The 21,135-nt window shown below is 38.5% G+C and carries 13 protein-coding genes and 1 tRNA gene; 6 read left to right on the plus strand and 8 right to left on the minus strand.

The window, feature by feature from the left end; genetic code table 11:
• Positions 1-14: 14 nt before the first annotated feature.
• A complete protein-coding gene (locus Q0948_RS09730) occupies positions 15-9,206 on the minus strand; it encodes a hypothetical protein (protein WP_298351641.1) in 9,192 nt (3,063 codons plus the stop codon).
• Positions 9,207-9,555: 349 nt separating this feature from the next.
• On the opposite strand from Q0948_RS09730, the gene Q0948_RS09735 reads away from it, so the two are divergent.
• Positions 9,556-9,628, plus strand: a tRNA-Gly gene (locus Q0948_RS09735).
• Between the two features lie 60 nt (positions 9,629-9,688).
• On the opposite strand, the gene pepE is transcribed toward Q0948_RS09735, so the two are convergent.
• Complete coding sequence (gene pepE / locus Q0948_RS09740; RefSeq protein ID WP_298351644.1) at positions 9,689-10,393, minus strand: dipeptidase PepE; 705 nt, start codon at positions 10,391-10,393, stop codon at positions 9,689-9,691.
• Positions 10,394-10,550: 157 nt separating this feature from the next.
• On the opposite strand from pepE, the gene Q0948_RS09745 reads away from it, so the two are divergent.
• From Q0948_RS09745 to Q0948_RS09760, 4 genes are all read left to right on the plus strand, one after another.
• Positions 10,551-11,315 carry a carboxypeptidase-like regulatory domain-containing protein gene (locus Q0948_RS09745; protein WP_298351647.1) on the plus strand — a complete coding sequence of 255 codons (765 nt, stop codon included), beginning with the start codon at positions 10,551-10,553 and terminating at the stop codon, positions 11,313-11,315.
• Entirely contained in the window at positions 11,308-12,081 is a 774-nt protein-coding gene (locus Q0948_RS09750; protein ID WP_298351650.1) for a carboxypeptidase-like regulatory domain-containing protein, read from the plus strand. Before Q0948_RS09745 ends, Q0948_RS09750 begins: the two co-directional genes overlap by 8 nt.
• Before the next feature lie 70 nt (positions 12,082-12,151).
• Complete coding sequence (locus Q0948_RS09755) at positions 12,152-12,646, plus strand: DUF6702 family protein (RefSeq protein ID WP_298351654.1); 495 nt, start codon at positions 12,152-12,154, stop codon at positions 12,644-12,646.
• A gap of 63 nt (positions 12,647-12,709) precedes the next feature.
• The gene (locus tag Q0948_RS09760; RefSeq protein WP_298351658.1) at positions 12,710-15,016 is read left to right on the plus strand and encodes a M1 family metallopeptidase; all 2,307 of its coding nucleotides are present in this window, start codon (positions 12,710-12,712) and stop codon (positions 15,014-15,016) included.
• A 275-nt stretch (positions 15,017-15,291) separates the two neighbouring features.
• Here the strand turns inward: Q0948_RS09760 and Q0948_RS09765 are convergent, their stop codons facing one another.
• From Q0948_RS09765 to Q0948_RS09790, 6 genes are all read right to left on the minus strand, one after another.
• Entirely contained in the window at positions 15,292-16,800 is a 1,509-nt protein-coding gene (locus Q0948_RS09765) for a hypothetical protein (RefSeq protein ID WP_298351661.1), read from the minus strand.
• Positions 16,790-17,347 (minus strand): sigma-70 family RNA polymerase sigma factor, encoded by a 558-nt coding sequence (locus Q0948_RS09770; protein ID WP_298351664.1) that lies wholly within the window; start codon positions 17,345-17,347, stop codon positions 16,790-16,792. The genes Q0948_RS09765 and Q0948_RS09770 overlap by 11 nt, the downstream gene beginning before the upstream one ends.
• A gap of 266 nt (positions 17,348-17,613) precedes the next feature.
• Positions 17,614-18,162, minus strand: a complete 549-nt coding sequence (locus Q0948_RS09775) for a hypothetical protein (protein ID WP_298351668.1) — start codon at positions 18,160-18,162, stop codon at positions 17,614-17,616.
• Between the two features lie 151 nt (positions 18,163-18,313).
• Complete coding sequence (locus Q0948_RS09780) at positions 18,314-19,150, minus strand: alpha/beta hydrolase-fold protein (protein ID WP_298351671.1); 837 nt, start codon at positions 19,148-19,150, stop codon at positions 18,314-18,316.
• A gap of 37 nt (positions 19,151-19,187) precedes the next feature.
• Complete coding sequence (locus Q0948_RS09785; RefSeq protein WP_035327511.1) at positions 19,188-19,799, minus strand: MarC family protein; 612 nt, start codon at positions 19,797-19,799, stop codon at positions 19,188-19,190.
• 9 nt (positions 19,800-19,808) lie between these two features.
• Positions 19,809-20,249 carry a DUF1569 domain-containing protein gene (locus tag Q0948_RS09790; RefSeq protein ID WP_298351678.1) on the minus strand — a complete coding sequence of 147 codons (441 nt, stop codon included), beginning with the start codon at positions 20,247-20,249 and terminating at the stop codon, positions 19,809-19,811.
• A gap of 159 nt (positions 20,250-20,408) precedes the next feature.
• Here Q0948_RS09790 and radC point away from each other — a divergent pair, with 159 nt between their 5' ends.
• Positions 20,409-21,122 carry a DNA repair protein RadC gene (radC, locus tag Q0948_RS09795; RefSeq protein WP_298351681.1) on the plus strand — a complete coding sequence of 238 codons (714 nt, stop codon included), beginning with the start codon at positions 20,409-20,411 and terminating at the stop codon, positions 21,120-21,122.
• Positions 21,123-21,135: the final 13 nt, after the last annotated feature.

Genomic DNA, 21,135 nt, shown 5'->3' on the forward strand with positions numbered 1-21,135 from the left:
GTAGGGGGGAGTTCTTAAAATCCTGGGATGGTTAATACAGTAAACATAAATTCTGAATTGAAGAATGCTCGATCAGAACCACCATTATCATTATCTCCAATATTAACTATAAATCCAGTTGCAGATTGTCCTGAGTATGATATACCTGGATCATCATTTCCTGCGCCTGCTCTTCCTGGCTGGCTTAACTGAATGATGTAATTTGCATTTGGTAGTGCAGTGGTAAATGTTACTTGGTACGTACCTGTACCTGTATTTACTACGGTAGCATTAAAAAGTGCTCCTCCACCAGCAGCTCCCACTTTTCCTACTGAATAAACCGCAGGAGCGACTGCCATAAATGCTCCACCATCTGTTCCGACAGAGAGTGCATTATCTGCATCTGCACTTACAACCTGAGCGGTAAAAGGATTACCAGCCTCATCAGTATAAGTAATTTCTCCTGTTGCTGTAGCATCTGTAGTAGTAGGGGTGTCGTCTTGTACAAAAGTTGTTACTGTCTCTGCTGCGGCATCTGCCCATTCTGTGCCGGTTGCAGTAGCTGTTAGTACTTGCCCTGCTGTTCCAGGTAAATCATTTTCGTCTAGTACAGGTCCGTCAAGGTCTAAGGTCTGATTGATTATAACAACGGTGTTTCCGGTTGTTGCTTCATCGATTTTCATTGCTTCAAATCCTCCTACTGTAAAGCCTATTTCATCTGCTGCTGGACTGTACATTCCTGTATTTGTGTCATCTGTAAATCTATACGCAGGTTCGCCAGCATTACCATCAGAATTTAAAAAACCTGCAGAACGAATAGCTCCCGTTACTTGTAGCTTGTTATCTGGTGTATTAGTACCAACTCCCAATCTATTATTTGTAGCATCCCAAAATAACTGGTCATTATCTTCAGTAGGAGTTTCGTCTGCTCCTGCAAAGAAAATAGAACCTTCAGTTCCTGTATGTTCTAGTGAGCTTAAATCTACTGGGTTTGGAGTGCCAGTTTCATCTATAAACTCTAACTCGTTTGTAGTATCGTCAAAGGTTAGTGAAGTAACTGTCTCTTCAATAGCAAAAGGAGTTGCACCTTCATTGTTATATGTTCCAATAAGATTTGTATTTGTAGCAGTGTTTAAATCTGTTACATCAGTAACTGTTTCCTCTGCTGTTACATCTACAAATAATGCTCCGTCTGTTCCTGCGGTGATGTTGTTATCAGTATCTGCTGATATTAGGTTCACATTAGCATTTGTAGCATCTTCGTTTGCGTAAGTAAGTTCTCCTGCTGCGATTGCTAGTTCCGTTACTGTTTCTTCTTCTGAAACATCTACAAATAATGCTCCGTCTGCACCTGCAGTAATGTTGTTATCTGCATCTGCTGATATCAGGTTCACATTAGCATTTGTAGCATCTTCGTTTGCGTAAGTAAGTTCACCTGCTGCGATTGCTAGTTCCGTCACTGTCTCTTCTTCTGAAACATCTACAAATAGTGCTCCGTCTGCGCCTGCAGTGATGTTGTTATCTGCGTCTGCTGATATTAGGTTTACATTAGCATTTGTAGCATCTTCGTTTGCGTAAGTAAGTTCTCCTGCTGCGATTGCTAATTCAGTTACTGTTTCTTCTTCTGAAACATCTACAAACAATGCTCCGTCTGCACCTGCAGTTATGTTGTTATCTACATCTGTTGATATTAGATTCACATTAGCATTTGTAGCATCTTCGTTTGCGTAAGTAAGTTCTCCTGCTGCGATTGCTAATTCAGTTACTGTTTCTTCTTCTGAAACATCTACAAACAATGCTCCGTCTGCACCTGCAGTGATGTTGTTATCTGCGTCTGCTGATATCAGGTTCACATTAGCATTTGTAGCATCTTCGTTTGCGTAAGTAAGTTCTCCTGCTGCGATTGCTAGTTCTGTTACTGTTTCTTCTTCTGAAACATCTACAAACAATGCTCCGTCTGCACCTGCAGTGATGTTGTTATCTACATCTGTTGATATTAGGTTCACATTAGCATTTGTAGCATCTTCATTTGCGTAGGTAAGTTCACCAGCAGCGATTGCTAATTCAGTTACTGTTTCTTCTTCTGAAACATCTACAAACAATGCTCCGTCTGCACCTGCAGTGATGTTGTTATCTGCATCTGCTGATATTAGGTTCACATTAGCATTAGTTGCATCTTCGTTTGCGTAAGTAAGCTCCCCTGCAGCGATTGCTAGTTCCGTTACTGTTTCTTCTATAGCAAAAGGAGTAGCATCCTCATTGTTATAAGTTCCAATCAGGTTTGTGTTTGCTGCAGCATTTAGATCTGTAACATCGGTTACTGTTTGTTCAGCCGTTACATCTACAAATAAAGCTCCGTCTGCACCTGCAGTGATGTTGTTATCTGCATCTGCTGATATTAGATTTACATTAGCATTAGTAGCATCTTCATTTGCGTATGTAAGTTCACCAGCAGCGATTGCTAATTCAGTTACTGTTTCTTCTTCTGAAACATCTACAAACAATGCTCCGTCTGCGCCTGCAGTGATGTTGTTATCTGCATCTGCTGATATCAGGTTTACATTAGCATTTGTAGCATCTTCGTTTGCGTAAGTAAGTTCTCCTGCTGCGATTGCTAGTTCCGTCACTGTTTCTTCTATAGCAAAAGGAGTAGCATCCTCATTGTTATATGTTCCAATTAGGTTTGTGTTTGCTGCAGCATTTAGATCTGTAACATCGGTTACTGTTTGCTCAGCCGTTACATCTACAAATAAAGCTCCGTCTGCACCTGCAGTGATGTTGTTATCTGCGTCTGCTGATATTAGGTTTACATTAGCATTAGTAGCATCTTCATTTGCGTATGTAAGTTCACCAGCAGCGATTGCTAATTCAGTTACTGTTTCTTCTTCTGAAACATCTACAAACAATGCTCCGTCTGCACCTGCAGTGATGTTGTTATCTGCGTCTGCTGATATTAGATTCACATTAGCATTTGTAGCATCTTCGTTTGCGTAAGTAAGTTCACCAGCAGCGATTGCTAGTTCCGTCACTGTTTCTTCTATAGCAAAAGGAGTAGCATCCTCATTGTTATATGTTCCAATTAGGTTTGTGTTTGCTGCAGCATTTAGATCTGTAACATCGGTTACTGTTTGCTCAGCCGTTACATCTACAAATAAAGCTCCGTCTGCACCTGCAGTGATGTTGTTATCTGCATCTGCTGATATTAGATTTACATTAGCATTAGTAGCATCTTCATTTGCGTATGTAAGTTCACCAGCAGCGATTGCTAATTCAGTTACTGTTTCTTCTTCTGAAACATCTACAAACAATGCTCCGTCTGCACCTGCAGTTATGTTGTTATCTGCATCTGCTGATATTAGGTTCACATTAGCATTTGTAGCATCTTCGTTTGCGTAAGTAAGTTCCCCTGCAGCGATTGCTAGTTCCGTCACTGTTTCTTCTTCTGATACATCTACAAATAATGCTCCGTCCGTTCCTGCGGTGATGTTGTTATCTGCATCTGCTGATATTAGGTTCACATTAGCATTTGTAGCATCTTCGTTTGCGTATGTAAGTTCTCCTGCAGCGATTGCTAGTTCCGTTACTGTTTCTTCTTCTGAAACATCTACAAACAATGCCCCGTCTGCACCTGCAGTGATGTTGTTATCTGCGTCTGCTGATATCAGGTTCACATTAGCATTTGTAGCATCTTCGTTTGCGTAAGTAAGTTCACCAGCAGCGATTGCTAGTTCCGTCACTGTTTCTTCTATAGCAAAAGGAGTAGCATCCTCATTGTTATATGTTCCAATTAGGTTTGTGTTTGCTGCAGCATTTAGATCTGTAACATCGGTTACTGTTTGCTCAGCCGTTACATCTACAAATAAAGCTCCGTCTGCACCTGCAGTTATGTTGTTATCTGTATCTGCTGATATCAAATTCACATTAGCATTTGTAGCATCTTCGTTTGCGTATGTAAGTTCACCTGCAGCGATTGCTAGTTCCGTTACTGTTTCTTCTATAGCAAAAGGAGTAGCATCCTCATTGTTATATGTTCCAATCAGGTTTGTGTTTGCTGCAGCATTTAGATCTGTAACATCGGTTACTGTTTGTTCAGCCGTTACATCTACAAATAAAGCTCCATCTGTTCCTGCAGTTATGTTGTTATCTGTATCTGCTGATATCAAATTCACATTAGCATTTGTAGCATCTTCGTTTGCGTAAGTAAGTTCCCCTGCAGCGATTGCTAGTTCCGTTACTGTTTCTTCTTCTGAAACATCTACAAACAATGCTCCGTCTGCACCTGCAGTGATGTTGTTATCTGCGTCTGCTGATATTAGGTTCACATTAGCATTTGTAGCATCTTCGTTTGCGTAGGTAAGCTCCCCAGCAGCGATTGCTAATTCCGTTACTGTTTCTTCTATAGCAAAAGGAGTAGCATCCTCATTGTTATATGTTCCAATCAGGTTTGTGTTTGCTGCAGCATTTAGATCTGTAACATCGGTTACTGTTTGCTCAGCCGTTACATCTACAAACAATGCTCCGTCTGCACCTGCAGTTATGTTGTTATCTGCATCTGCTGATATTAGGTTCACATTAGCATTTGTAGCATCTTCGTTTGCGTAAGTAAGTTCCCCTGCAGCGATTGCTAGTTCCGTCACTGTTTCTTCTTCTGATACATCTACAAATAATGCTCCGTCTGCACCTGCAGTGATGTTGTTATCTGCGTCTGCTGATATCAGGTTCACATTAGCGTTTGTAGCATCTTCGTTTGCGTAAGTAAGCTCCCCTGCAGCGATTGCTAGTTCCGTTACTGTTTCTTCTATAGCAAAAGGAGTAGCATCCTCATTGTTATAAGTTCCAATCAGGTTTGTGTTTGCTGCAGCATTTAGATCTGTAACATCGGTTACTGTTTGTTCAGCCGTTACATCTACAAATAAAGCTCCATCTGTTCCTGCAGTGATGTTGTTATCTGCATCTGCTGATATTAGATTTACATTAGCATTAGTAGCATCTTCATTTGCGTATGTAAGTTCACCAGCAGCGATTGCTAATTCAGTTACTGTTTCTTCTTCTGAAACATCTACAAACAATGCTCCGTCTGCGCCTGCAGTGATGTTGTTATCTGCATCTGCTGATATTAGGTTCACATTAGCATTTGTAGCATCTTCATTTGCGTATGTAAGTTCACCAGCAGCGATTGCTAATTCAGTTACTGTTTCTTCTTCTGAAACATCTACAAACAATGCTCCGTCTGCACCTGCAGTGATGTTGTTATCTACATCTGTTGATATTAGGTTCACATTAGCATTTGTAGCATCTTCGTTTGCGTATGTAAGTTCACCTGCAGCGATTGCTAGTTCCGTTACTGTTTCTTCTATAGCAAAAGGAGTAGCATCCTCATTGTTATATGTTCCAATCAGGTTTGTGTTTGCTGCAGCATTTAGATCTGTAACATCGGTTACTGTTTGTTCAGCCGTTACATCTACAAATAAAGCTCCATCTGTTCCTGCAGTTATGTTGTTATCTGTATCTGCTGATATCAAATTCACATTAGCATTTGTAGCATCTTCGTTTGCGTAAGTAAGTTCCCCTGCAGCGATTGCTAGTTCCGTTACTGTTTCTTCTTCTGAAACATCTACAAACAATGCTCCGTCTGCACCTGCAGTGATGTTGTTATCTGCATCTGCTGATATTAGGTTCACATTAGCATTTGTAGCATCTTCGTTTGCGAAGGTAAGCTCCCCAGCAGCGATTGCTAATTCCGTTACTGTTTCTTCTATAGCAAAAGGAGTAGCATCCTCATTGTTATATGTTCCAATCAGGTTTGTGTTTGCTGCAGCATTTAGATCTGTAACATCGGTTACTGTTTGCTCAGCCGTTACATCTACAAATAATGCTCCGTCTGCACCTGCAGTGATGTTGTTATCTGCATCTGTTGATATTAGATTCACATTAGCATTTGTAGCATCTTCGTTTGCGTATGTAAGTTCACCTGCAGCGATTGCCAATTCAGTTATTGTTTCTTCTATATTAGTTAGTGTTCCGTCAGCTTCTGTGATAGTTGCAATAACCTTTCCATCATTAATATCTGCAACAACTATCCCATTTGTGTTTATGACTACATCAGATCCATCATTATTAGTAAATGTGTAAGTTCCGTTTTCATTATCTGTGATATCTGACTTAGCTACTGTTTGTGGATCTCCATTTTCATCAGTATATGTGATTAAACCGTCCATTGCGTCTGCAAATGTTGTTACAGTTTCATTAATATCTGTTGCATTTCCTGCCGCGTCAGTAACCGTGGCAATTGTATTGCCTGCTACAGTATTTGTGATATTAAAGCCATTGGTATCAATTACTGTGGTTATTCCAGTTTCATCGGTATAACCATAGGTTCCGTTGCCATTATCAACAAGCGTTGATACAGAAGTATCTGCGATAGTCGTTGTAGTTCCGCTTGCGTCTGTGAAATCATATGTTCCGTCACCGTTATCTACGAGCGCTACTGTTCCTGCTGCTGCGTTGATTTCGTCGATGGCGTCTTGAACGTTTGTTGCTGCTAATCCAGATGTTGAATTGTCATAAGGATTTGCAGAAGCGTTTGTATCGATTATTTGTGTTGCTCCCGTTTCATCTGTGTAGGTGTATGTTCCGTCTGCGTTGTCAACAAGTGTCGAGATAGACGTATCTGCGATAGTCGTTGTAGTTCCGCTTGCGTCTGTAAAATCGTATGTTCCATCGCCGTTATCTACGAGCGCTACTGTTCCAGCTGCTGCGTTGATTTCATCAATAGCGTCTTGCACGTTTGTTGCTGCTAACCCAGAAGTTGTATTGTCATAAGGATTTGCAGAAGCGTTTGTGTCAATTACTTGTGTTGCTCCTGTCTCATCTGTATAGGTGTATGTTCCGTCTGCGTTGTCAACGAGTGTCGAGATAGACGTATCTGCGATAGTCGTTGTAGTTCCGCTTGCGTCTGTGAAATCATATGTTCCATCACCATTGTCTACAAGAGCTACTGTTCCTGCAGCTGCGTTGATTTCATCTATAGCATCTTGCACGTTTGTCGCTACGAGTCCTGAAGTCGTGTTGTCATATGGATTTGCAGAAGCGTTTGTGTCAATTACTTGCGTAGCTCCCGTTTCATCTGTGTAGGTATATGTGCCATCTGCGTTGTCTACGAGTGTCGAGATAGACGTATCTGCTATGGTCGTTGTAGTTCCGCTTGCGTCTGTGAAATCATATGTTCCGTCTCCATTATCTACTAGCGCTACTGTTCCAGCTGCTGCGTTGATTTCATCTATAGCGTCTTGTACATTAGTTGCTACTAATCCGGAAGTTGAATTGTCATAAGGATTTGCAGAAGCGTTTGTGTCGATTACTTGTGTAGCCCCCGTTTCATCTGTGTATGTGTATGTTCCGTCTGCGTTGTCAACAAGTGTCGAGATAGAAGTATCTGCGATGGTCGTTGTAGTTCCGCTTGCGTCTGTGAAGTCGTATGTTCCGTCACCGTTATCTACTAGCGCTACTGTTCCAGCTGCTACGTTAATTTCATCAATTGCGTCTTGAACGTTTGTCGCTACTAGCCCTGAAGTTGTATTATCATAAGGATTTGCAGAAGCGTTTGTATCGATCACTTGTGTTGCTCCTGTTTCATCTGTGTAGGTGTATGTTCCGTCTGCGTTGTCAACGAGTGTCGAGATAGAAGTATCTGCGATGGTCGTTGTAGTTCCGCTTGCGTCTGTGAAATCATATGTTCCATCACCATTATCTACAAGTGCTACTGTTCCAGCCGCTGCGTTGATTTCATCAATTGCGTCTTGAACGTTTGTTGCTGCTAGCCCTGAAGTTGTGTTGTCATATGGATTCGCAGAAGCATTTGTGTCAATTACCTGCGTTGCTCCTGTCTCATCTGTATAGGTGTATGTTCCGTCTGCGTTATCAACGAGTGTCGAGATAGAAGTATCTGCAATAGTCGTTGTAGTTCCGTTTGCGTCTGTGAAGTCATATGTCCCATCACCGTTATCTACGAGCGCTACTGTTCCTGCCGCTGCGTTGATTTCATCGATAGCGTCTTGCACGTTTGTTGCTGCTAATCCAGACGTTGAATTGTCATAAGGATTTGCAGAAGCGTTTGTGTCGATTACTTGTGTAGCTCCCATTTCATCTGTATAGGTGTATGTTCCGTCTGCGTTGTCAACGAGTGTAGAGATAGAAGTGTCTGAGATAGTTGTTGTATTTCCTAAAACATCTGTGAAAGTATATGTGCCATCATTATTATCTATAAGTGTTACGTTTACGGAGTTTATTTGGTTTAAGATTTCATCTATAGCATCTTGAACATTTGTAGATACTAAACCAGATGTTGAATTGTCATACGGATTTGCAGAAGCGTTTGTGTCGATTATTTGTGTTGCTCCTGTTTCATCTGTATATGTATATGTTCCATCTCCATTGTCTACTAGTGTAGATATTGAGGTGTCAGAAATAGTTATAGTAGTGCCACTTGCATCTGTAAATTGATAAGTCCCATCGCCATTATCTATTAAGCCTACTGTTCCTATAGCAGCATTTATCTCTTCGATAGCATCTTGAACATTTGTAGAAAGTAAACCTGTCCCTGTATTGTCAAAACTATTACCCTCAGCTGAGATGTCTATAATTTGTGTTGCTCCTGTTTCGTCTGTATATGTGTACGTTCCGTCTCCGTTATCTACTAAAGTGGAGATAGAAGTATCTGCGATAGTTGTGGCTGTTCCACTTGCGTCTGTAAAAATGTAAGTACCGTCGCCGTTATCAACAAGAGCTACTGTTCCTGCTGCGGCATTAATTTCGTCTATAGCGTCTTGCACATTTGTCGCAACAAGTCCTGATATTGTGTTATCATAAGGATTTGAAGATGCCTGAGTGTTTATGATTTGAGAATTGCCATTTGCATCTGTATAAGTGTATGTGCCATCGCCGTTATCAACTATCATAGAGGCCATCTGGCATAAACTTAGCCAGTTAGATCCATCATATTGATAAAAACAGCTCTCATCTGTATTAAAAACAAGCCCTCCAGCAAGAGGAGAGATACTGTTCATCTGAGAAGTGCTAACTCTTGTTGCCACAAGAACCTTGTTTGTGCTCTCGAGCTCTAGGAGTGATGACGCGTTAATTGTGTTTGGATTATCACCTACCTTAACCTGACCTATTGCAGATATTGATAGTATGAGAAAACTTGTAAGGGTAAGTAGTTTTTTCATTTGAGGGAACATAATTTTATTATATTTCATTGTCGCGAAATTTACGCATTTACTTGTACATTTTTTGTTAAAAATACATACGTAGTACATAGCTTATTAGTTCTAATTTAGAATAAAATTTATTCTAGGCTCAAAGTTAAAATAAGGACTCTGTAAATCAGACGGTTTCAGACGAAGTGCGTATTTGTGTCGATGAAATGCGTTATTTTTGAAAATGTTGTATAATAATATTTTTTAATTTTTTTCTTGTGTATCGCTTAAAAAGATTTATTTTTGCCTCGCTTTAGTATTTGAGCTTGTTTATTGAGCCATTTACTAATTACCTTTTGAAGAGTGTTCTTCAATAAATGCGGGAGTAGCTCAGTTGGTAGAGCGTCAGCCTTCCAAGCTGAATGTCGCCAGTTCGAACCTGGTCTCCCGCTCAAAGAAAAAGCCCTGTAGTCACACAGGGCTTTTTTTATTTTATTTCGCGAAAGCGTAATTTATAGTTCAATTGTAGACAAAGACTCAATCTCATAAGGCTCTTTATCTTGTTTAAATACTCGAGCTGTATGGTCACCCTGTAATGTGATTTCTTTATCCTTAACTCGTATCCAGCTTCCTTCTCGTATTCCTAATACTGTGACTGTGTTGTAAATGTGGTATTCTTTAATACGTGTCTCTCGGGTCTCACCCATATGCGTAGAGTCTGTATCTGGGTCTAGGTAGTGCGGGTTTACATTAAAAGGTAATACTCCCAATGTTTTAAAACTTGGAGGGTAGGCAATGGGCATATCATTTGTAGTTTGCATAGTGAGACCACAAAGATTACTTCCAGCGCTTGTGCCAAGATAGGGAGTTCCGTTTAAGATTACATCTCTAAGCGTATGCATTACATCTATTTTGTATAGCTGGTTAACTAGAACAAACGTATTTCCTCCGCCAGTAAATATGCCTTGGGCAACCTTTAGCGCTTCTGTTGCGTCTTTATAAGTATGGAGACCTTTTACAGAGATATTAATTTTTGCAAAGGCTTTTTGAGCAATCGTTGTATAGTCGTCGTGGGTAATACCACCAGGTCTAGCATACGGTATGAATATAATCTCAGTTACGTTATGAAATAACTTTTTAAGTTCTGGTAGTAAATACTCCAGGTAGGTGCCTCCATAGATTGTAGAAGTACTTGCGGCAATAATGTTTTTTGACATAAATAATCTTTACTCAAAAATACAAACTTGATGAGGGATATGTGAATTAACAAAACATTAAACCTACAGATTAAAGAGCTGGCCTATTTTTACAACACACATAAAACAGAATAATATCGCAAGACATTACATCTATATAATTTCCATACTATTATCTATGAGCAGTTTACTCACTGCTCAAAATAGTACAATGTTAGAAGGTAGAGTTCTTAATGATAGTGTTGAGATAGCTTCCATAACAGTGGTAAATATTAATATGCGTACGGGCACTGTTACTAATCTAGATGGGATTTTTGAAATACCAGTACGAGTAAATGATACGCTTAATATAAGTGCTGTGCAGTATGAGAGTAAGCGCATAATTATTACTCCAGTTATATATAAACGTAAGAAGCTCTCTTTGTATCTTGTGCCTAAGCTTAATGAGCTAGATGAAGTGGTGATAAGTAATATAGACCTTACAGGTGATATGACTAAGGATCTCAAGGCGGTGCCGCTTAAAAAGTTTATCTCTCCCACGTCTTTAGGTATACCAGAAAATGCAAAGCCTACGATGACTATAGAAGAACGCAGAGTATATGTAGCTACCGCAGGGGCTGGGCCACTGGGATCCCTCATAAACGCAATAAGCGGGCGTACTAAAATGCTAAAAAAACACTTAAAAATTTCAAAGTTTAAGATGATGGTTGAACGCAATCGCGAGACATTTTCTGACAGTACTTATATCAAGTCTCTTAATATACCAGAAGACCTTATAGAAGACTTTGTATACTATATTTTTGAAGATAAAAAAGCCGTACATCTATCAAATCAAGGAGATGCTATGGCAATTTTAGACCTTATGTTATTAAAATCTTCTGGATATTTGAAACTAAAAGAGGACGAAGGCGTCTTATTAAATAAACCTCCTAATGATGAGTAAGTATATAAGCTTCTGTTTGCTTTTTTTTATATCCGTAGTATTGTATTCTCAAGATGCCATTATGCTAGAGGGACAAGTGCTTAATGATACTATAGATAAGGCAAACCTTACCGTAGTAAATATGACATTAAGAACGGGAACGATCACATCCAAAAATGGAAAATTTACAATTAAAGCACGTCTCAATGACACCATAAATGTGAGTGCTGTACAGTATGAGCCTAGGCAGTTTGTGGTAAATAGCACCATATTTAATAGAGAGAGAATTACATTATATTTAATTCCTAAAATAACAGAGCTGGATCAAGTAACCATAAGTAATATAGACCTTACTGGTGATATATCAAAAGATGTGGGTACTACAGAGTATGAGATAAAAATTACACCTACAGATCTCGGTATACCAGAAAATACAGCCCCGCCACGTACGGTAGAAGAGCGTCGTTATTATACTGCTATAACCAGTGGGGGAGGCATCCCGCTAGATGGACTCATAAACTCTATAACAGGAAGATTAAAAATGCTCAAAAAACATATTGAAATATCTAGATTCGAAAAACTTGTACAAGAAAGTAGGCACAGCTTCTCAGACAGTGTTTATATGAATGAGCTAGCTATAAATAAAGAATCTATAGAAGATTTTGTGTATTTTACCTTTGAAGATCCAAAAGCAAAAGAGCTCGTAGATACAGATAACGTCTTGGGACTGCTTGAGTTTATGATGAAAAAGTCTGCAGATTATAAAAAACTCAACCCACAAGATTAACTACTGGCACGTTTATTGAAAATTTTTATTACGCTTTCGCGAAAGCGTAAACCCACCATTTATAATCATTATGAAAAAAGTCCTTTTATTATTTATAATCGCTCCATTACTTATGGCAGCTTCCTTACATAAATACTATTTAAGCGTAACAGATCTTGCATATGACCAAGATGAGAAGTCTGTACAAATGATTACCAGACTTTTTTATGATGATCTTGAAGCAGTGCTCCAAGAACGCTATGATGAAACTATTCTAGTAGACGCAACGGCAGATCAAGAAAAGCTAGATGTATACTTAAATAAATACCTGCAAAAGAAACTGGTAATTACCATAAATGGAGAAGAGAGAAAGTTTCAGTTTTTAGGTAAAGAGTATGAAGATGATTATGTGGTTTGTTATATGGAAATAACAGATGTTGAGAGTGTTGACGCATTTTTGATAGATAATCAACTACTTATGGATTTGTTTCCAGACCAAAAAAATATGGTACATACTACTATAGGAAATAACAAGAAAAGTTTCCTGCTCACGATGGGAAATGCTAAAGGGTTGTTAAAATTTTAAAAATAATTCCTAAAGCCTCTTAAGGATGGCTATTTTTAGAGCTAAAACTAATTCAACACACTTATGATTCGTTACTCGTATATGCTGCTCGCAGCATTTTTACTTCTTGGCACAAGCGCCTTTGCTCAAGAAGAACAAACAGAAGAGCGTGCAATGGGGCACGAAAACACAAACAGGTTTAGACAACTTTATAATGAAATGTCTACGCCTAACCAGTACAGAACAGCCTCTGGAGCGCCAGGTCACGCATACTACCAGAATAATGCAGATTACAAAATGACCATTGAACTTAACGATGATACACACATCATCAATGGGTTTGAAACAATAACTTATAAAAACAACTCACCAGATGATCTTGAGTACCTATGGGTACAACTTGATCAAAACGTAAGAGAGAAAGACTCACCAGCCAAAGAGAAAAATGGTGGAGGAGTAGGTGCTGTATCACAGCCAGGTTCTTTTGTAGGGTCATATATGAAGAGTGAGCCTTTTGACGGAGGTTTTAAAATACAAGAAGTAAAAGCTAACGGTCGTAACCTTAACCACACGATTAACTGGACGATGATGCGCATAGATATGCCACAGTCTCTTAAAGCTGGCGAGTCTTATACATTTTCTATAAAGTGGAGTTACCTTATACCAGAGCACACCGTAGATCGTTCAAGATCTGGATATGAGACTTATAAAGATGGTAATAAAGGATATATCATCGCACAGTTCTTCCCAAGAATGGCAGTTTATAATGATGTAGAAGGATGGCAGAACTACCAGTTCTGGGGTAACGGAGAGTTTGCACTACCATTTGGAGACTATGAAGTAGATATCACAGTTCCTAAAGATCACTTACTTGATGGTACGGGTGAGATTGTAAACCTAAAAGACGTTTACAGCAAAGAAGAAATGAAGAGATGGGAAAAGGCAAAAAAATCTTACGATAAGCCAGTAATCATCCGTACTCAAGCAGAGGCAGAAAAAATGGCCGCTGGAAAAATGAAAGCAACACAAACGTGGAAGCTTAGAGCAAAAAATGTACGTGACTTTGCATTTACATCATCACGTCGTTACATAATGGATGCACAGGCAGTAAAGTTTCCAGAGCGTGATGTAATGGCAATCTCTATTTACCCACCAGAAGGTAACCCATTATGGGAGGAGTACTCTACAAAAGCAATTGTACAAACATTAGACACCTACTCAAAGTATACTTTTAACTACCCTTACCCTAAAGCGATATCTGTACACGCAAAAGGTCAAGGTATGGAGTACCCTATGATATGCTGGAACTACGGTCGTCCTAATGAAGATGGAACGTACAGTGACAGAACAAAGTTTGGAATGATCTCAGTAATTATACACGAGGTAGGTCACAACTACTTCCCTATGATTGTAAACAGTGACGAGCGCCAGTGGGGATGGATGGATGAAGGTCTAGATACCTTTATGCAATATCTTACAGAGCAAGAGTTTGGTCAGAACTTCCCAGAGGCTATAAAAGGAAATGATGCATACCCATCAAGAAGAGGAGCACCTTCTAAAATAGTAGGATATATGAAAGGAAACCAAGAGTATATCGCTCCTATTATGTCTAACCCAGAAAATGCTTTTAACTTAGGGGCAAACGCATATGGTAAGCCTGCAACTGCACTTAACATCTTACGTGAGACAGTAATGGGTCACGAGTTATTTGATCACGCATTTAAGACATATGCACAACGCTGGATGTTTAAACACCCTTCACCAGAAGATTTCTTCCGTACTATGGAAGATGCATCTGCAGTAGATCTTGATTGGTTCTGGAGAGGATGGTTTTACAGTACAGAAGCAGTAGATATAGGTCTTAAAGAAGTAAAGCAATATTACATTACAGATAATGTAACAGAGTCTGGTAGAGCATTACTAGCACGTTATGGCGTTACAGACCCAAGCCAGATAGAAGCTATCTATGTGGTAGATGAAGATAGCCCAGAGTTTACAGAAGATATGAGAGGTAAAGATATGCTAGAAGCATCACCTACCCTTAAAGAATACCTTATGGATAACTTTACGCCAGAGCAGCGCGCAAAGATCAAAACGCCTAAGTATTTATACAAAGTGGTTTTTGAAAAACCAGGAGGAATCCCAATGCCTATTATCGTAGAATACGAGTATGCAGATGGATCAAAAAAGAAGGTAACATATCCTGCACAAGTGTGGAGAAAGAATGATGCAGAGGTAAGTAAAGCTATTGCTTCAGATAAGGAAATCGTAAAAGTAACGGTAGATCCAGATCTTGAAACAGCAGATATCGATACAGATAATAACAGCTGGCCTAAAGCAAAGAAACTAGGTAAGTTTGATAAGTTTAAAAACAATGCAAAAGGTAACTAGTACTAGTTACACTTTTGTAATACATTAATAAAGCCGCCTCTCAATCGAGAGGCGGCTTTCTTTATTAACATCTTGTATTCATAACACTTTTGTAAGCTTGTATAAGCCTTCTTGAGTTCTATGAAGTATATACCTCTTGTATGCAATTGTAATAGATAGAACCTTTCTTAAGTAACGGTTAAGAATATAGATGTGCGGGTTTACGCTTTCGCGAAAGCGTAAAAAAGACCTTTTGTCACCCTTTTTTCTAGAGCATTGCGGTAATGATGTGAGTCTTAAAACTTGTAAGACATCCCAAATTGAGCACCTATGTAGTAAGGTCTAAAATTGCTTAAGTTATTAGAATAAGGGTTGAGTTGGTATCTAAATACGGGCTCAACATTAAGGCGCCATTTCTCGTTTATATTGTAGTGACCTCCTAGACCAAAGTTAAAGGCAAGGCTTAAGCCATTAAGATTAGTCTCTCTTCCTACAAAGACAGATTCTCCAGATGTCGCAGTTGCATAAATCTCATTGTTGCTTAGAACGAAGAGACTTACACCAGGACTTACGCTTAAGGCTAAGCGCTTGTTTAGTAACCTATACTGAAAATCTAAAGGGACTTCTATATAAGAGATATTTTGCTCTATAGATACTACATCATTTGTATTAAAGAAACTTTGAGCTTCTGGTGAAGTTTCTGTAGTACTGCCTCCGTTGAGCGTCGCTAGATTAATAGCCGAAAGTTCATATATATTAATGTTTCCATCGGTTACAGATACTTGAAAGTTTTCTGTTTGGTATTTTAGAGGTGCATAACCCACACCTAGCCTAAGGCTAGTTCTTTCGTTTAAAGTATAGTCTACGCGCACGCCATACCCTACGGTAGATATTGCGTCACGTGGATTATTTACCAGTCTATCATCTATGGAGGATCCTTTGGTCACAGATCCATAGTTTAAAACACTGGTGTAAGGAGATATTGCTATCTCATACTCTGTAGCACGTTTGCGATCTTGAGTGCGTTCTTCTTGTGTTTTAGGAAGGTTTAATTTTTTCGTTTCTGTAGTGTTTTTTGCTAGCATTATTTTTGCTGCATTGTCAAGACTATCTTCCTTTTTCTTTATCAAAGCTGCTATATCTGCCGCAGCTTGTCTCCTTTGTTCTGCAATTTCTAGGGCTGTAGCTTGCTTACTTCTTTCTTGATATTTAAGAAGCGCCTCTTTGTTTTCTTTGCTTGATAAAGATGGTGAAGAGCTGTTAGTTTTGTTTAAAGCTATATTACTTGTTTGAGGATTGTTGTTATTAACTTTAAGCGCTTCAATCTCTTTTAGGGAGTAGTTTGTGTTTTCCTTAGAAATGCTAGATGTCACTATTTGTTTATTAGCTTTCGGCTTTGTGTTTGTGCCGTGTAAATAATTTTGTAGTTGTTCTTTAGATTGTGCTCGTTGTGAATTGTAAGGCTTTATTGCATCACTAGAAGTAATTGTTTTGTCACTTTTTGCTATTACTGTATTTGAGTCTATAATAGAGGCACTGCTTACTGAGTCAAGTTTTATAATAGTATTGTTTACCAGTACTGGCTTTTTCTTTTGAATAGTTACTTCTGGTTGAGCAAACCAGAGCAAGCTTAGAGCTCCTATGACCAGAGCACCTCCAAAAAAGTACCAGAACGGGGCAATACGACGGCCTTTAGTCTGGTCAAGTTCTGCGGCAATGTTGTCCCATAGTCCAGCATCTGGTGATTGCTCTATACCACCTAGACGCTCCTTAAAGAGTTTGCCTATGTCTTTTCTAGTTCCCATTAACTATGGAATTTTTTTGAGCAGCCATTAAGGCTATTATTCTTTCTTTTAATATCATTTTGGCCCTGTGTAAATTAGATTTAGACGTGCCCTGGCTTATATTTAATGATGCTGCTATTTCCTTATGGGTGTAGTTATCTAGTTGGTATAAGTTAAATACGAGTCTATAGCGATCTGGTAATTCTTGTACAAATGTGAGTAAGGTTTGTAATGGTACGGTTATATTATCTTCATCTATGGTAATATCATCTTCTTTAATCTGGTGGTCATCTATAGACTCTAAATATGGTTTCCTTTTGTACCTATCTATTGCTTTATTTATTACAATGCGTTTCATCCAGCCTTCAAAAGAACCTGCGTTCTTAAATGAGTCTATTTTTGTAAATATGGTTACAAATGAATCTTGAAGATTATCTTGTGCCTCATCTCTGTTTTTGCAGTACTTCATACTAAGCGCAAAAAGTCTGTCTTTGTATAAATTATACAAAGATTGTTGTGCCTTACGGTCACCCTTTTTACATTTTTTTAAAAGCTTCTCTAGTTCCAAGAGATTTGATGTTTGACGTGTGTGTATATTAAAAGTTTAAGGTCATTTGGGGCAATATTTAGACCTTAAACTATCAATATACTAATAGGAGTTTCTCAAATTCATAACAATCTTTTTCTGTTCTTCATATTATAGACTTGAAGATGTAGAAAGGTTGCGTCACAATGTAACTTTTTATCGGAAACGGTGCTTATACTACTATGTATACAGTTACTTTGATAAGTAGTTAATTAAAATAGAACTTGGTTTTTACAAGAAGAGTACTACTAGTTAACCTCTGTGTTAATTATAAAGTCTATGTTAAGACCTCCATTAACAGCCGTGTTTGTAGAAGAAAAAATACGACCATCTGTAAGAAGTAATTCAAATCTTGTAGTAAAGATATCACCAGCAGCAATACTGGTAGATGTATTATTTGTGTTACTTAAAAATTGATCTGCTGTAATTGCTAGGTCATAAACAGGGAAGCTGTTTTCGCCAGCAATGAAGCTACTAGCCGCGATTGTCTCAAAAAGAATTTCTTGTTCTACAAGCGCTTCTGTGCTGTCACCACTCATCTCAGATAGATCGTAGTAAGTTACATACACTCTCATTTCTTCTAGCAATGTGCCATTTTCATCATCCCTGTATTCAAGTCTCGCTTCAAGTGAGCCCTGAGCATCTTCTTGAGAAATGGTGTTGTTTGTTGTGCTTACTAGTTCTATTACAGCTCCACTTGAAGCCTCTTCTGTGATGTTACTTAAATTATTGTTGTCGTCATCACAGCTTGTAAATGCCGCGAGTAGTATAAGAATGTAAATTGCTTTTAATTTCATAATAGTTTGATTTTTGATTAATAATTACAATTTACAAATCAACTTTTAAAATGACTATACAAGTAAAGTCAACTATTATCGGGAGTTACTAAGTGATGTGGTATGCGGTGATTATGCTTTCGCGAAAGCGTAATAATACACTGTTGAGACATTATTTTTTTTGGTCTTCTTTTTTGAAAATTTTTTCAAATGCATCGTAAGTAGCTAGATGTAACACATCGCCGTGGTCTTGTTTTTCAAAAAACTTAAAATATAGTTTAGTGTTTCCAGTATTAAGGGCTACTAGTTTATCATAAAACCTCTGCATAGCGTCTTTGGCTCGTGCACCCTCATTACCTACGCCTATATAAATAGACTTTTGGTTGGTGTATAATTTTGGTGTGTCGTTATATAGCGATTGATCATCCCACCATAAACTAGGGCTTATAATCACGTAGTTGTCAAACATATCTGGGTTTTTAAATAAAATCTCAGAAGCAAGAAGTCCTCCAAGAGATTGACCTATTAATGTTTTTGTTTTATTTGTATTGTAGTTATTATCTATATAAGGTTGCACTTCCTTATCAATAAAGTTTATAAATGATGCAGAGTGCCCAGATGTAGGAAACTCATCTTGATCTAATTTGCTTTTTGAGGGCCAGGTAAAATCTTTTTTTCGATCTACATTAGAGATTCCTACAACTATAGATTGGGGAAGTATGTTAATCCAAGAAAAGGATCCAAATTGAACAAGACCAGAGATGTGTATAAAATCTTCATCTATAGACCCGTCTAGAAGATAAATGACTGGATAAGATGTATTACCACTAGCATTATAACCGTGAGGAAGGTAGATGTTGAGAACTCTATTCTCTTTGAGAATATTTGAGCGCAAAGTAACTTTTTCTCCTATGGATAGTGGTTCTTTTTGATGTGTTGGCTTACTGTCTTGCGCAGCTAGAGTGATTGCGTTTATGATAATGAGAAAGTATATAAAATGTGCTTTCATATAGGGTAATATTTATTTGATACGTATTGCAACTAGTTTAAATCTTGCTAAAATAGTGGCTTATCCCAGATAGGATACTCTGTACCGCATAAGCTGCCAGTATGAGTCCCATAATCTTACTTATGACAGTTATTCCATAATTGCCTATGCGTTTTTGTAAATTATTTGCGCCTAGTAAGATCAAGCAAGTGAGACCTATAACTACAAGTACGAGCACGGTGGTTATAAGTTGTTCTTGTATGGAATATAAATGATTATCTGTGAGTAAAACAACTGCCATTATAGCCCCCGGAGAAGCTATAGAGGGTATCGCAATAGGAAATATAGTAACGTGTTTATAATCTGTAATGCCATTTTTTTCTTGATCTGGCTTACCATCACCAAAAATCATAGTAAGGGCAAAGAGAAATAAAATCACACCTCCAGAAATCTGAAATGCGTCTAGCGAGACAGACATTCCCTCTAGTATAAGCTGGCCTATAACAATAAAAAAGAGTAAAATCATAAAGGCCATAACAGAGGCTCTTATGGCAATTTTCTTTTTATACCTTAAGTCAAACTCTTTAGTCGCCTCAAGGTAAACAGGTATGGTCCCTATGGGATCAATAACGGCAAATATGAAAAATATAGATGTTAGTATTTCTGTCATAGGTGTAAATTATACGCCAAACTGGCCTAAGTGATAATCAAGGTGCTTATACTCAAGTTGCCCCCATTGCTCGTGAGTAAAGTGGCCAAACATAGGGTGCGGTTGCCACTCTTGTTGCTCACGTTTGTTATAAAAAGCATCAACCATAGATAGAAGTTTCTCACGTTCAAAATCTAGATCACGGTTATCTGTTATTTTTGCCTCTGGAGCCGTAGGCAGGTTTTTACGCCAGGGCTTATCATTATATAACGATTTTTTAAATAACCGCATAATAGGATTCCACTTTGCCTTTCTTGGTTTATCACTAAGCGCAACCTTTAAAGGAAATTGACAGTGCGTTACCATTTGCCCTACATTCATCTTACCCCAGCTAGCTGCACTATCTGGTTGTAGTGCTTGTATTCTAGTTTTGGTCTCTTTGTATGTAGTTGGGTCAAAAAGTGATTTCATAGCCTATTCTTTGTGATTAGTATTTCTTACGTCAATATTAGACTATTAATGTACAACAATTACAATTCTCAAAAAAAATATGGTTACAGTGATTATAAGTATAATATTCTTTAGAAATGAAATAAAATGTAAGGCTGTAAAGTGCTATATTTAAGCCTTATGCAAGAAAAAAGTGCCGCAGATATATCTTCATATATATCAATAAAAAATTGGTCTGAAGATGACCGACCTCGAGAGAAATTAATGATTAAAGGTCGCTCTGTCCTTTCAGATGCAGAGCTTATAGCGATACTTATAGGCTCTGGCTCCCGAGAAGAGAGTGCCGTATCCCTTAGTAAACGCATTCTTGCACAAGCCGAAAATAACTTGTCTGAACTAGGTAAGCTTTCGGTTAAGGATTTAATGAAGTTTAAAGGAATAGGCGAGGCAAAGGCAGTCACTATCGCAGCGGCACTAGAGCTGGGTAGAAGACGTAGCGGTGGAGAGACGCTTTCGCGAAAGCGTATTACTTCCTCAAAAGATGCATATACCATCTTACAACCCATTATAGGTGAGTTGCCTCACGAAGAATTCTGGGTGTTGTTTCTTAATAATTCTAATAAAGTTTTACGCAAGGAGCAAGTAAGTAAAGGAGGTCTTACAGGCACGCTAGTAGATGTGCGTATGGTAATGAAAACCGCCATAGAGCTCAGTGCTGTAGGGATGATACTAGGGCATAATCACCCATCTGGAACGCTTAAGCCCTCTCAGGCAGATAAGATGCTCACTACAAAGTTAAAAACCGCTGCTCAAAGCTTAGATATACAAGTATTAGACCATATTATTGTGACCGAAAAGCAGTATTTTAGCTTTGCCGATGATGGTATTCTATAACAGCAGCACCCCA

Origin of the sequence: uncultured Dokdonia sp. (assembly GCF_947496725.1) — a bacterium.
Classification (GTDB): domain Bacteria; phylum Bacteroidota; class Bacteroidia; order Flavobacteriales; family Flavobacteriaceae; genus Dokdonia.

Coding starts and splice junctions, on each gene's coding strand:
- Q0948_RS09780 (WP_298351671.1), bottom strand. CDS start 19,150: ATGAAAGCACATTTTATATACTTTCTCATTATCATAAACGCAATCACT.
- Q0948_RS09760 (WP_298351658.1), top strand. CDS start 12,710: ATGATTCGTTACTCGTATATGCTGCTCGCAGCATTTTTACTTCTTGGC.
- Q0948_RS09730 (WP_298351641.1), bottom strand. CDS start 9,206: ATGAAAAAACTACTTACCCTTACAAGTTTTCTCATACTATCAATATCT.
- pepE (WP_298351644.1), bottom strand. CDS start 10,393: ATGTCAAAAAACATTATTGCCGCAAGTACTTCTACAATCTATGGAGGC.
- Q0948_RS09745 (WP_298351647.1), top strand. CDS start 10,551: ATGAGCAGTTTACTCACTGCTCAAAATAGTACAATGTTAGAAGGTAGA.
- Q0948_RS09750 (WP_298351650.1), top strand. CDS start 11,308: ATGAGTAAGTATATAAGCTTCTGTTTGCTTTTTTTTATATCCGTAGTA.
- Q0948_RS09765 (WP_298351661.1), bottom strand. CDS start 16,800: ATGGGAACTAGAAAAGACATAGGCAAACTCTTTAAGGAGCGTCTAGGT.
- Q0948_RS09790 (WP_298351678.1), bottom strand. CDS start 20,249: ATGAAATCACTTTTTGACCCAACTACATACAAAGAGACCAAAACTAGA.
- Q0948_RS09775 (WP_298351668.1), bottom strand. CDS start 18,162: ATGAAATTAAAAGCAATTTACATTCTTATACTACTCGCGGCATTTACA.
- Q0948_RS09755 (WP_298351654.1), top strand. CDS start 12,152: ATGAAAAAAGTCCTTTTATTATTTATAATCGCTCCATTACTTATGGCA.
- radC (WP_298351681.1), top strand. CDS start 20,409: ATGCAAGAAAAAAGTGCCGCAGATATATCTTCATATATATCAATAAAA.
- Q0948_RS09785 (WP_035327511.1), bottom strand. CDS start 19,799: ATGACAGAAATACTAACATCTATATTTTTCATATTTGCCGTTATTGAT.